The organism is Massilia consociata (assembly GCF_042432755.1).
Lineage (GTDB): Bacteria > Pseudomonadota > Gammaproteobacteria > Burkholderiales > Burkholderiaceae_D > Telluria > Telluria consociata.
The window spans coordinates 1-11,940 of record NZ_JBHLWP010000007.1 but is presented as its reverse complement, the minus strand read 5'-3'; the positions used below and the strand labels follow the sequence as shown (position 1 = coordinate 11,940).

The window sequence follows — 11,940 nt, the reverse complement described above, 5'->3', positions numbered from 1 at the left end:
CAGCAGTTGTCGCTTCACCCGAGGCCCGCCGCGTGCGGGCTTTTTTTGTGGTGCGGCGTTTCTTTCTGCGCTGCGCTATGGTGACGCACCGGCGCTGCCGGAATACATGGTAGGGAAGTATGTCAACAGAAAAAAGTTCGTCGCGGCTGCCACCCAGGCCTGCAGTGCCCATAACGCCTGAAGAAGCGCGCGCCCTGCAGCTGGCGCGCGAGCAGCGCGATGCGCAGGTGCGCGGCGTGGCCTCGATCGGGGAAATGCGCGAAGCCATCAAGGAAGCTGCGCGCGGCCTGCCGCCCCTGGCCGAGGTGCCGCGCCTGGGCCGGCTCGATGCGGCGGCCTTCCGGGCCCGGGCCATGCGCGGCCAGCCTTTCATCATCACCGGACTGGTCGGCCGCTGGCCGCTGTCAGCCATGGGCCCCGAGGTGTTGCGCGACCGTTATCCCCACCTGCGGGTACGTGCCCGGGTGGGAGACTACGTCGCCACCGCATTCGCGCCGGACCGGGCGATGCAGGACATGTCGATGGGCGACTACCTGGCGCTGTCCTTTGCCGGCACCGAGGGTTTGCCGCCCTACGTCGGCAACCTGGAACTGCGCGAGCTGAACGGGCTGTGCCACTGGCCGGCCTACTTCGGCAAGATGGGCCCGCCGCGCTTCTGGATCGGCCCGGCACGCACGGTGACCCCGCTGCACTGCGATTTCGACGACAACATCTTCGCGCAGATCTGGGGAACCAAGCGCATCTTCCTGGCGCCGCCGCACCACGATGAATTTTTATACGTGCGCGAGGCCAATCCGGTCTTGTTCGGCTCGCCCTTCGATCCCGAGTCGCCGGACTTCGACGCGTTCCCGCTGGCGCGCCGGGCGGCCCTGGTCGAATGCATCATGGCGCCGGGCGAGATGCTGTACGTGCCGGCAGGGTGGTATCACCAGGTGCGCGCGCTGACGTTCTCGCTGTCCGCCAACCGTTGGGCGCGGGGGCGGCCGCTCGTCCTGGCCAGAAGTGCGCTTTAATGCACGGAACGGGCGTACTGGGTGAAATGCTCCGAACTCAGCGCATGCTGGTACAGGAATCCCTGGTAGATGAAGCAGCCGGCGTCCGACAGGAACTGGCGCTGCCCCGGCGTCTCCACGCCTTCCGCGATCACCTGCAAGCCCAGGCTGTCGCCCAGCGCGATGATCGAGCGCACGATCGAGGCGTCGTTCTGGTCGGTGAGCACGTCGCGCATGAAGGACTGGTCGATCTTGAGCTGGTCGAGTGGCAGCTTGCGCAGGTAGGCCAGCGACGAGTACCCGGTCCCGAAGTCGTCGAGCGAAAAGCTGATGCCGCGCCGCTTGAGCGTGGCCATCGTGTGCGCCGTATGCGTGAAGTCGCTCACCACCAGGCTTTCGGTCAATTCCAGCTTCAGGCCGGACGGCTGCACGCCGGTCTGCTCGAAGATCTGCTGCAGCATCGGCACGAAGTCCGGCTCGGTGAACTGGCCGGCGCTGACGTTCACCGACAGGGTCAGGCCGGCCGTGTCCGGGAACCGCTGCCAGCGCGCCAGCTCGGTGCAGGCGGTGCGCAGCACCCAGCGTCCGATGTCGATGATCAGGCCGCTTTCCTCGGCGTTCTGGATGAACTCGGCCGGGTACAGCAGCTTGCCGTCCGGCAGGCGCCAGCGCAGCAGGGCCTCGGCCCCGATCACGCGGTTGCTGCGGTCGAGTTGCGGTTGGTAGTGCAGCACGAATTCGTTGTCGCGCAGCGCACGCCGCAGGCCGTTTTCCAACTCGGCCCGGGCCGACCAGGCCGCCTGCACGGCCGGGTCATGGAAGCGGTAGGTGTTGCGCCCGCACGCCTTGGCCTGGTACATCGCGGCATCGGCCTGGCGCAACGTCGATTCGACCGTGTCCACCGTGCCGCACATGGTCGCCACGCCGACGCTGACCGAGACCGAATACGTCATCTCGGCCAGCTGGAACGGCGCCGCCATCGCGGCCACCACCTTGGCCGCGACTGTTTCGGCCTGGGCCGCCGCGCCTTCGCGCGTGTCTTCCAGCGGCTGGATCAGGATCACGAATTCGTCGCCGCCCAGACGCGCCACCATGTCCGCTTCACGCACGCAGTGCTCGAGGCGGCGCGCCACCGCCTGCAGCAGCATGTCCCCGGCCGCGTGGCCCTGGGAATCGTTCAGGTACTTGAAGTTGTCGAGGTCGCAGAACATCAGGGCGCCGCACTTGCGCGTGCGCGCGCTGCCCAGCAGGGCGCGGCGCAGGTGGTCGAGCAGGCTGGCACGGTTCGGCAGGTCGGTCAGCGCATCGAAGAAGGCAAGGCGGTAGATCTTGGCTTCGTTGTGCTTGCGCTCGCTGATGTCGGTGCTGATCACCAGGATCTTCTGTGGCGAGCCGAAGGCGTCGTCGGGAGCCAGCAGGGTCCAGCGGGTATCGGTTTCGATGCAGACGCCGTCGCGCCGCATGTGCGCCAGTTCGCCCGACCATTCGCCGCTGGAGAGCGTGGTCTCGTAGGCCGTGTGGTAGGCCGCGAGGTTTTCGCACAGCAGCTCGCTGAACTTCTTGCCGCGCGCCTCATGCGCGCTCCAGCCATAGAGCCGCTCGGCCCCGTTGTTCCAGTAGGTGATGCGCGAATTCATGTCCATGGCGACGATCGCATCGCGCGCCCGCTGCAGATAGGAAGCCTGTTCGCGGACCAGCATGTCGGCGTTGCGCAAGCGTGTGTAGTCGGACAGGAAACCTTCCAGCAAACGCATGCCGGCCTGCGGCGAGGCTGCGCCTTGCTCGCAGACCCACTTGATGTGGCCTTCGGCGCAGCGGATGCGGTAGGTCAGCTGGAAGCTCCGGCCTTCCGCCAGCGCCAGGGCGATGCCGCGTTCGACCAAGGGCCGGTCTTCGGGCAGGATCAGGCTGGCGTAGGACAGGCCGGGCCGGGCCATGAAGGCCGCCGCCGGGTAGCCGGTGAGTTGTTCCATGCCTTCACTGACGAATTCCATCGTCCAGTCGCCATCGTTCAGGCAGCGATAGGCTGCCCCCGGCAGGTTTTGGAGCAGCAATTCGAGCGACAACGCCTGCGTGTTGCCGGCAGCTGGCGCCTGTTGTGCGTCCGCGTCGCTCATCGGGCCTCGCGAAATGGGTTGAGCTACGTCTAGTTATTCAACGTCAGTAACTATCGTAACGCAAATCTCTCCCGTATTGACGGCGCGCGATTGAAATCCTAAAAGAAAGTGTTGCAGAGGAACCGAGTCCACTTATCCCCATGTTTCCCGCAGGACATCGCGGAACAATCCCGACAACAAGGGCATCACCTCTGGGCGTTTGTCGCACGTCACGCACAGCGTTTCCTGGCGGCCGAGTTCCGACACGATGAAGCGCTGGATGGCCGGCAACTGCGGCGCCAGTCCCAGTTCCGGCGCATGGCGTTTGGCCTCGAGCAGCGCGTCGATGGCGTCGCGCAGGGCCGTGTCGGTGTCGATCAGTTGCAGCAAGCGTGCAAATTCGATCGGCGCCGGGCGACGGTGCTCGAGCAGCCAGCGCACGGACAGCAAGGGGCGCAGGACATAGAAATATTTTTTCAGCGGGACGCGCTCGGCCTGCAGGTAACCGCGGAAGTTCGTCTTGGCCATGCTGCGATAGTGGTGCACGCCGCGTTCGATCGAATAAACCTGGGGAAGCAGGGCGCGCGCCCGTTCAGCGAAGACGCCGGTGCTTTCGTAGACCAGCGGCGACTGCAGCCATTCGACGAAGCCGGGATTGGACTTGGAAAACAAGCGCAAGGCCTTGCGCAGGTCCCAGCCGTTGATGTCCATGTCGTCGACGATCGGGTATTCGATGACGTCGCGCTGTTCTTCCAGTCCGACCGACAGGTACCATTCCGGCCGGTTCACGTAGATGAAGCGGCCGTCGTAGTCGCTGTCGGGCGAGGCGAAGCCCCAGGCGCGGCTGCCGGACTCGACGGCAAGCAGCACCCGGACATCGTGCTCCGTTTCGGCTGCCCGCAGGCGCCGGCGGACCTCCGACCGGATGCCGGCAGCGATCACGGGCGGTTTCCCCTGGAGCGTGCCCGCACCGCGCGGCGGCACGGGCGCGGGTACATCAGAACGCGGCGATGCCGGTCTGGGCACGGCCGAGGATCAGCGCGTGGATGTCGTGGGTGCCTTCGTAGGTGTTGACCACCTCGAGGTTGACCATGTGGCGGATGATGCCGAACTCGTCCGAGATACCGTTACCGCCAAGCATGTCACGCGCGGCGCGCGCCACGTCCAGGGCCTTGCCGCACGAGTTACGCTTCATCATCGAGGTGATCTCGACGGCGGCGGTGCCTTCGTCCTTCATGCGGCCCAGGCGCAGGCAGCCCTGCAGGCCGAGCGTGATTTCGGTCTGCATGTCGGCCAGCTTCTTCTGTACCAGCTGGTTGGCGGCGAGCGGCTTGCCGAACTGCTTGCGGTCCAGCACGTACTGGCGCGCGGTGTGCCAGCAGGCCTCCGCCGCGCCCAGCGCGCCCCAGGCGATGCCGTAGCGGGCCGAGTTCAGGCAGGTGAACGGGCCCTTCAGGCCACGCACGTCCGGGAAGGCGTTTTCTTCCGGGCAGAACACCTCGTCCATGACGATTTCGCCGGTGATCGAGGCGCGCAGGCCGAACTTGCCGTGAATGGCGGGGGCGCTTAGGCCCTTCCAGCCTTTTTCCAGCACGAAGCCGCGGATCGCGCCTTCGTCGTCCTTGGCCCAGACCACGAACACGTCGGCGACCGGCGAGTTGGTGATCCACATCTTGGAGCCGCTCAGGCTATAGCCGCCCTCGACCTTGCGGGCGCGCGTGACCATCGAGCCCGGGTCGGAACCGTGGTTCGGCTCGGTCAGGCCGAAGCAGCCGATCCATTCGCCGGTGGCCAGCTTCGGCAGGTATTTCTGTTTCGTCGCTTCGTTGCCGAATTCGTAAATCGGCACCATCACCAGCGAGGACTGCACGCTCATCATCGAGCGGTAGCCGGAGTCCACGCGCTCGACTTCGCGCGCGATCAGGCCGTAGGCGACATAGTCCAGGCCGGGGCCGCCGTATTGTTCCGGGATGGTCGGGCCGAGCAGGCCGAGTTCGCCCATTTCGCGGAAGATGTCCGTGTCCATGTGCTCGTGGCGGAAGGCCTCGAGGATGCGCGGCTGCAGCTTGTCCTGGCAGTAGCTGGCGGCGGCGTCGCGCACCATGCGCTCTTCGTCGGTCAGCTGGCTGTTCAGCAGCAGCGGGTCGTCCCAGTGGAATGCGGCTTTACGGGGCGAATCGGAATGGTTCATGGATCATCCTGTCTCGGTAGGTTCTTGTACGAAAGGCTCGCCGGCTGGACGCGCTCGTCCACAGGGCCGCGCCAGAGCCTGACCATTATAGGAATGACCCGCCGCTGCATCTTTTGAAACTGCGACAGCCATTTTCATTTTTGCTCGGCCGCCAACAGGCCCGCCTGGCGACATCCCATTGCTGTGTTGCAACGGGTCTCGGCAGGCGCGACAGGAGGGAAGAAGCAGGCTCAGCGCTGCGGCGTGGTGCCGAACTGGCCGCCGTGGAACAGCAGGGCCTGCTGCGGGTGGACCGCGCATTGCTCGACTTCGCCGACGAAAATGACGTGGTCGCCTTCGGGATAGCGGCTGCGGTTGTGGCACTCGAACCAGGCCGACACCCCCTTCAGGATCGGCTGCCCGGTGCGCGACAGCTCGTACTCGACGCCCTCGAAGGGGTTGTCGGTGCGGCGCGAGAAGCGCATGGCCAGCTCCTGCTGGCCGGCGGCGAGCACGTTGATGACGTAGTGGGAATTGCCGCTGAAGATGGGCAGGCTGTTGGCGCCGGCACCCAGGCTCCACAGGACGAGCGGGGGCTCGAGCGAGACCGAGTTGAAGGAACTGGCGGTCAGGCCGCGGAAAGTGCCGTCGGCAAGGCGCGTGGTGATGACGGTGACACCGGTAGCGAATTGCGACAGGGCGTGGCGGAAATGGGCCGAATCGAAACCACGCACGGTGGCGCGGGGAGCACGTGTATTCATAGGATGCGCCATTATGCCACTGTCGCGCCCCCGACTGCTTCCAATCCTGAGCGCACTGCATAAAACACTGCTTTGCGTTACATTAAGAACCATCAAAACTGACGAATTCAAGGTGTGTGATGAACGAGCAAACAGCCAGTGAGGTGGCCATCCTGGGCGGCGGATGCTTCTGGTGCCTGGAAGCGGTCTACCTGGAAGCGCGCGGCGTGACGCGCGTCGAGTCCGGCTACATGGGTGGCCACGTGCCGAATCCGTCCTACGAGCAGGTGTGTTCGGGCAGCACCGGTCACGCCGAAGTCGTGCGGCTGGCGTTCGACCCGAACGTGATCAGCTACCGCGACATCCTGGAAATCTTCTTCACCATCCATGATCCGACCACGCCCGACCGCCAGGGAAACGACGTGGGGCCGCAATACCGCTCCGTGATCTTCACCACCTCGCCCGAGCAGGAAGCGACGGCGCGCAAGGTGATGGCCGAGATGGCGGCGGTGTGGGATGCGCCGATCGTCACCCAGCTGCTGCCGGCGGAGACCTGGTACAAGGCCGAGGACTATCACCAGAACTATTTTGCCCAGCACCCGCTGCAGGGCTACTGCGCGTTCGTGGTGGCGCCGAAGGTGGCCAAGTTCCGCAAGACCTTCGCCGAACGCCTCAAGTAGCGTCAGGGATACATATACCGCCGCGACCACGGCATCCCGGCCGGGTCGCCCCCCGCCTTGCCGCACACGATCTGGTACAGGCTGATGCGGTCGTGCGCGAACGCGTACGCGCATCCGGCCAGGTACACGTGCCAGATGCGGAAGCGCTTCTCGTCCGTCAGCGTCCGGATGCGCGCGGCATTGCTTTCGAAGTTGTCGGTCCAGAGCGCGCAGGTGCGGGCATAGTGGCGCCGCAGGTTTTCCACGTCGCGCACTTCCAGCCCGCCTTCCTGCATCGCCCGCACCACGGTGCCCAGGTGCGCCAGTTCGCCGTGCGGGAACACGTATTCGTCGATGAACTCCCCGCCGCCGTAGGGCGTGGCGCCGTTGTCCACGTTGGTGGTCGTGATCCCGTGGTTCATCGCGATGCCGTCCGGCCCCATGAGCTTGTTGATGCGTGAAAAATACTCCGGCAAGTGCTGCACGCCCACGTGCTCGAACATGCCGACGCTGGCGATGCGGTCGAACTGCCCGGCCACGTCGCGGTAGTCTTCCAGCCGGATCTCGACCTGCCCCTGCAGGCCGGCGCGCGCGACGCGTTCGCGCGCAAGCCGGGCCTGGTTCTCGGACAGCGTGATGCCGACGCAGCGTGCGCCGAAACGCGTTGCCGCACGCAGCACCAGGGCGCCCCAGCCGCAGCCGATATCCAGGAGCAGCTGGCCGGGCCGCAGGTCGATCTTGCGCAGGATGTGGTCGATCTTCTGCTGCTGCGCCGTGGCCAGGTCTTCATCGCCATTGTCGAAATAGGCGCAGGAATACACCATGGCCGGGTCGAGCCAGGCGGCATAGAATTCGTTGGAGACGTCGTAGTGGTAGCGGATGGCCTCGGCGTCCTTTTCGCGCGTGTGCGGCACGCTGCGGCGCAGCGCCTCGACCAGGCGGTTGCGCTCCTTGCCCAGGTTGGCCGCCAGCGCGTTGCCCACGCTGATGATGTCGGCCGCACGGCCCTTGACGTCGATGGCGCCCTCGACGTAGGCCCGCCCCAGGCTGTAGAGCGAAGGGGAGCGCAGGTAGCGCAGGGCGGAAGGGCCGGGGACGCGGATGGTCACGCGCGGGGATTCCACGCCTGACCCGTCGGCGCCCGGCGCGCCGGACGAAAATTCGAGTTTCTGGCCGTTCCAGAGCTCCACCCGCAAGGGGAGGGACAGCTTGCCACGCAGGCCCGCACTCCAGGCCGACAGCATCATCTGTTCGAACACGGTCACCTCCGGCGTCGACGGCCGGCGTGCAGCGTGCGCCGCGCCCGGCCCTAGGGTTGCAAACGCTGGCGCGTCCAGCTGCCGTCTTCCTGCCGCTCGTAGACGATGCGGTCGTGGAAGCGCGAGCGGCGTCCCTGCCAGAATTCCAGGCGCTCGGGAACGAGGCGGAAACCGCCCCAGTTCTCCGGGCGCGCCGGATCTTCGCCAGCCTGCCGCGCCACCGCCTCGTAATTCTGTTCGAGCTCGGCGCGGCTCCCGATCGGAGCGCTCTGGTGCGAGGCAATAGCCGACAGGCGACTCTTGAGCGGCCGGCTGCGGAAATACCGGTCGCTTTCCTCGCTCGACGTGCGCTCTACACGTCCTTCGATACGAACCTGGCGTTCCAGTTCAGTCCAGAAGAACAGCAGGGCTGCGTAAGGACAATCCTTCAGTTCCTGGGCCTTGCGGCTGTCGTAGTTGGTGTACCAGGTAAAGCCGCGCTCGTCGAACTGCTTCACCAGCACGATGCGCGAGCTCGGCCGGCCATTCGCCGCCACCGTCGCCACCGACATGGCGTTCGGTTCGTTCACCTGTGCCTTCAGCGCCTGCTCGAACCATTGCGTGAACTGGAGCATCGGGTCGTCCATCACGTCGGATTCGTTCAGGCTGGCCTGGCCGTAGTCCTTGCGCAGGTCGGCGACCGCCTGGCCGACCGAGGCTGCGCTTGGCGTCTCGCCTCCAATGCCCCGGCGGCGCTGCATCGCCCCGCCCAGCTGGGCCATCTGTTCCGGCGAGAACAGGCGCAGCGCCATCGGCGCCATCGTGCTTTCCTCGCGCTCCATGTGGGCCGCATAGCGCTGGCAGAAGCGCTGCACGGCGCTGGCCGACAGCGCCGCCGAGCTGCCGTCGGCGATGGCCGTGAGCTGCTCGTGCAGGTCCTGCCACAGCGCGTCCATGTCCTTGTGGTCCTGCAGGATCACCGGCGCCAGCGCCTGCAGGGTGGCGGCGTCCTCGCCCTGGGCGACGGCGCGCAGCATCGGGATCAGGTCCTGCTCCTCGTCCTCGTGGTGCAGGTGCGCCGCCTTTTCGAAATACTTCAGCACCGCGGTCGCGGCCTGGCGTGCCTGCTCGTCGGCGCCGAATTCGGGCAGGTGGGCAAGCAGCTTGTCGAGGGTCGCCAACTGCTTGCGGATGCGATTGTGGCAATGCTTGAGGACGGCGATCGGCTGGTCGAAATCGGGAGCGGTGTCGTGGAGGAGTGAGGTCATTGGCGTTTTGTTGACACACGAGAAGAATTTGGTTGACTGAGAACTATTTTAAGGGCTTTGCACGGGCGACGTCCGTTAAAATGGCGGGATGAACCTCATCGATACTCCTGCTCTTGCAGCTACCCTGGACGACGAAATCGACTTTGCGCGCCGCTTCGGCGGGATTGCGCGCCTCTATGGCGAGCGTGCACTCGAACGCTTCCGTGCGGCGCACGTTTGCGTCATCGGTGTCGGCGGTGTCGGTTCGTGGATCGTCGAGGCGCTGGCGCGCAGCGCGGTCGGCCACCTCACGCTGATCGACCTCGACAACGTGGCCGAATCGAACATCAACCGCCAGCTGCAGGCGCTCACGTCGACCATCGGCATGCCGAAGATCGAGGCGCTCAAGGAGCGCATCGCCCAGATCAACCCGTTTTGCAAGGTGACCCTGGTCGAGGATTTCATCGACCCGGACAACATCGAGACGATGATCGCCGGTAAAGGTTTCGACTACGTGGTCGATGCCATCGACGGCGTCAAGTCCAAGGCCGCGCTGATCGCGTATTGCAGCGCCAACAAGCTGCCGCTGGTCGTCATCGGCGGCGCCGGCGGCCAGATCGACCCGACGAAGATCGAAGTGCGCGACCTCGCCCGCACCGAGCAGGAACCCTTGTTGAAAAAAGTGCGCAAGATCCTGCGCGCGCACTATGGTTTCGCCAGGGGCGAAAAGCAGAAGTACCACATCGACGCCGTGTTCTCGATGGAGCCGCTGCGCTACCCGGAGAGCGGCGATGCCTGCGCGGTCGACCCGAACAGCGTCACCGGCCTGAATTGCGCCGGCTTCGGCTCGAGCATGGTGGTCACGGCCACGTTCGGCATGGTGGCGGCCGGCCACCTGCTGCGCAAGCTGGCGGACGCGGCCAACGCCGAGCCGCAGGACGCTGCGCAGGCCCATACTCAACAGCAAACTGTGCAAGCGGAAGAGGCCTTGCTATCATAGGATCAGTTTTGATCCTTTTGATGGAAGAGCCAACATGATCCGTCGTACCGCATTCGCCGCCCTGATGCTGGCAGCCGCAGTTGCCGCCCCTTCTGCAGTCGCCCAGGACACCACCGCCACCCAGCAGGACGCCGCCAAGCCGACCGGCCAGCCGGCGCCCGAGCAGCAGGCGGTGCCCCAGGCAACCCAGCCGCAGGACGTCCAGCCCCAGGCCGAGCCGGCCGTGCCGGCCGCCCCGCAGCCGCAGGTCGAGATCATCGACCGCGTGGTCGGCAAGGGCAAGGAAGCCACCATCGGCAGCAACGTCACCGTGCACTACACCGGCTGGTTCCACAAGCCGCTGGCGCCCAAGCAGCGCGGCAGGAAATTCGATTCCTCGCTCGACGCCGGCCGCACGCCGCTCGAGTTCCAGCTGGGTGCGGGCCGCGTCATCAAGGGCTGGGAGCAGGGCGTGGCGGGCATGAAGGTGGGCGGCAAGCGCACCCTGATCATCCCGAGCGCGCTGGCCTACGGCAAGCGTGGCGCCGGCAGCGACATTCCGCCGGATGCCGACCTGATCTTCGATGTGGAACTGCTGAACGTCAAGTAAGTCTAAGAGCCCCTGACGCTTCCTCGTTCGGAAGCGCCGGGCGCTCTACATCAACAACGTGTGGGAGACTGGTATGCGCATTGCAAACGATGTCACTGAGCTGATCGGCAACACCCCACTGGTACGAATCCGCAGGATGGCGCAGGGCGCCGCCGCCGAGATCGTCGGCAAGCTGGAATTCCAGAATCCCGCGCACAGCGTCAAGGACCGCATCGGCCTGGCCATGATCGAGGCCGCCGAGCGCGCCGGCCGTATCAAGCCGGATACCGTGATCGTCGAACCCACCAGCGGCAACACCGGCATCGCGCTGGCGATGGTGTGCGCCGCGCGCGGCTACCGTTGCAGGCTGGTGATGCCCGAAACCATGAGCAACGAGCGGCGCATGCTGCTGCGCGCCTACGGCGCCGAACTGGTGCTCACACCCGGCAGCGAAGGCATGCTGGGCGCGATCCGGCGCGCCGAGGAACTGGTGGCATCCGACCCGAACTGCTTCATGCCGCAGCAGTTCAACAACCCGGCCAACCCGGAAATCCACCGCAACACCACCGCCGAGGAAATCTGGCGCGACACCGACGGCAAGGTCGACATCCTGGTGGCCGGCGTCGGCACCGGTGGCACCATCACCGGCGTGAGCGAAGTCATCAAGGCGCGCAAGCCGGGTTTCCAGGCCATCGCCGTGGAGCCGGAAGCCTCGCCCATGCTGTCGAAGGGCAGCAAGGGGCCGCACCCGATCCAGGGCATCGGCGCCGGCTTCGTGCCGCAGGTGCTCAACACCGGCATCTACGACGAAGTCATCACCGTGAAGAACGACGATGCCTTCGAGACCGCCCGCGCCGCGGCGCGCGAGGAAGGGCTGCTGGTCGGGATTTCGTCCGGCGCCGCCTTGTGGGCCGCGATCCAGGTGGCGCGGCGGCCGGAAAACGCGGGCAAGCTGATCGTGACGATCATTCCGTCGTTCGGCGAGCGGTATCTCAGCACCGCCTTGTACGCCAATCTGGCAGGCTAAGGTACGCGCTGGTTTACAGCGGGTGAACAGAGCCGATGCTATCTTTTAGCCAGACCATAAGCACGACATCCCGGCGCAGGCCCTAACGTACATCCACATTCCTGAAACATCGATTCGGCGTATGCTGACGCGATGGTTTCAGGATTGTGGAGGCGGCCGTGAGTACGGAAGAGCTGTTAGCTGATGAGCACTGCATTGGCCTG

The 11,940-nt window shown here is 65.7% G+C and carries 11 protein-coding genes; 5 read left to right on the top strand and 6 right to left on the bottom strand.

All coding sequences use genetic code 11. The features are described 5' to 3' along the window. Window positions 1-119: 119 nt before the first annotated feature. Window positions 120-1,013 (top strand): cupin-like domain-containing protein, encoded by an 894-nt coding sequence (locus ACFFJK_RS06140; protein WP_379678287.1) that lies wholly within the window; start codon window positions 120-122, stop codon window positions 1,011-1,013. On the opposite strand, the gene ACFFJK_RS06135 is transcribed toward ACFFJK_RS06140, so the two are convergent. From ACFFJK_RS06135 to ACFFJK_RS06120, 4 genes are all read right to left on the bottom strand, one after another. Further along, window positions 1,010-3,109, bottom strand: a complete 2,100-nt coding sequence (locus ACFFJK_RS06135) for a putative bifunctional diguanylate cyclase/phosphodiesterase (RefSeq protein ID WP_379678286.1) — start codon at window positions 3,107-3,109, stop codon at window positions 1,010-1,012. The genes ACFFJK_RS06140 and ACFFJK_RS06135 overlap by 4 nt on opposite strands. 132 nt (window positions 3,110-3,241) lie before the next feature. Beyond that, on the bottom strand, window positions 3,242-4,030 hold the full coding sequence (locus ACFFJK_RS06130; RefSeq protein ID WP_379678285.1) for a nucleotidyltransferase domain-containing protein: 789 nt from the start codon (window positions 4,028-4,030) through the stop codon (window positions 3,242-3,244). 55 nt (window positions 4,031-4,085) lie between these two features. Then, the gene (locus ACFFJK_RS06125) at window positions 4,086-5,279 is read right to left on the bottom strand and encodes an acyl-CoA dehydrogenase (RefSeq protein ID WP_379678284.1); all 1,194 of its coding nucleotides are present in this window, start codon (window positions 5,277-5,279) and stop codon (window positions 4,086-4,088) included. Window positions 5,280-5,509: 230 nt separating this feature from the next. Further along, window positions 5,510-6,019 (bottom strand): flavin reductase family protein, encoded by a 510-nt coding sequence (locus ACFFJK_RS06120; protein ID WP_379678283.1) that lies wholly within the window; start codon window positions 6,017-6,019, stop codon window positions 5,510-5,512. A gap of 119 nt (window positions 6,020-6,138) precedes the next feature. Between ACFFJK_RS06120 and msrA the strand changes: the two genes are divergently transcribed. Then, window positions 6,139-6,678: a peptide-methionine (S)-S-oxide reductase MsrA gene (gene msrA / locus ACFFJK_RS06115; RefSeq protein ID WP_379678282.1), complete on the top strand. Its 540-nt coding sequence runs from the start codon at window positions 6,139-6,141 to the stop codon at window positions 6,676-6,678. A 2-nt stretch (window positions 6,679-6,680) separates the two neighbouring features. On the opposite strand, the gene ACFFJK_RS06110 is transcribed toward msrA, so the two are convergent. Both ACFFJK_RS06110 and pdxH read right to left on the bottom strand, forming a co-directional pair. Next, window positions 6,681-7,916 carry a class I SAM-dependent methyltransferase gene (locus ACFFJK_RS06110; RefSeq protein WP_379678281.1) on the bottom strand — a complete coding sequence of 412 codons (1,236 nt, stop codon included), beginning with the start codon at window positions 7,914-7,916 and terminating at the stop codon, window positions 6,681-6,683. 50 nt (window positions 7,917-7,966) lie between these two features. Beyond that, window positions 7,967-9,163, bottom strand: a complete 1,197-nt coding sequence (gene pdxH / locus ACFFJK_RS06105; RefSeq protein ID WP_379678280.1) for a pyridoxamine 5'-phosphate oxidase — start codon at window positions 9,161-9,163, stop codon at window positions 7,967-7,969. A gap of 88 nt (window positions 9,164-9,251) precedes the next feature. On the opposite strand from pdxH, the gene tcdA reads away from it, so the two are divergent. From tcdA to cysK, 3 genes are all read left to right on the top strand, one after another. Continuing rightward, complete coding sequence (gene tcdA, locus ACFFJK_RS06100) at window positions 9,252-10,142, top strand: tRNA cyclic N6-threonylcarbamoyladenosine(37) synthase TcdA (RefSeq protein ID WP_379678279.1); 891 nt, start codon at window positions 9,252-9,254, stop codon at window positions 10,140-10,142. 34 nt (window positions 10,143-10,176) lie between these two features. Continuing rightward, on the top strand, window positions 10,177-10,731 hold the full coding sequence (locus tag ACFFJK_RS06095; RefSeq protein WP_379678278.1) for an FKBP-type peptidyl-prolyl cis-trans isomerase: 555 nt from the start codon (window positions 10,177-10,179) through the stop codon (window positions 10,729-10,731). A gap of 73 nt (window positions 10,732-10,804) precedes the next feature. After that, entirely contained in the window at window positions 10,805-11,737 is a 933-nt protein-coding gene (gene cysK / locus ACFFJK_RS06090) for a cysteine synthase A (protein ID WP_379678277.1), read from the top strand. Window positions 11,738-11,940: the final 203 nt, after the last annotated feature.

Bases quoted from the DNA above. Each gene is read 5' to 3' on its own strand.
- ACFFJK_RS06140 (WP_379678287.1), top strand. From the start codon at position 120: ATGTCAACAGAAAAAAGTTCGTCGCGGCTGCCACCCAGGCCTGCAGTG.
- ACFFJK_RS06135 (WP_379678286.1), bottom strand. From the start codon at position 3,109: ATGAGCGACGCGGACGCACAACAGGCGCCAGCTGCCGGCAACACGCAG.
- ACFFJK_RS06125 (WP_379678284.1), bottom strand. From the start codon at position 5,279: ATGAACCATTCCGATTCGCCCCGTAAAGCCGCATTCCACTGGGACGAC.
- ACFFJK_RS06120 (WP_379678283.1), bottom strand. From the start codon at position 6,019: ATGAATACACGTGCTCCCCGCGCCACCGTGCGTGGTTTCGATTCGGCC.
- msrA (WP_379678282.1), top strand. From the start codon at position 6,139: ATGAACGAGCAAACAGCCAGTGAGGTGGCCATCCTGGGCGGCGGATGC.
- pdxH (WP_379678280.1), bottom strand. From the start codon at position 9,163: ATGACCTCACTCCTCCACGACACCGCTCCCGATTTCGACCAGCCGATC.
- tcdA (WP_379678279.1), top strand. From the start codon at position 9,252: ATGAACCTCATCGATACTCCTGCTCTTGCAGCTACCCTGGACGACGAA.
- ACFFJK_RS06095 (WP_379678278.1), top strand. From the start codon at position 10,177: ATGATCCGTCGTACCGCATTCGCCGCCCTGATGCTGGCAGCCGCAGTT.
- cysK (WP_379678277.1), top strand. From the start codon at position 10,805: ATGCGCATTGCAAACGATGTCACTGAGCTGATCGGCAACACCCCACTG.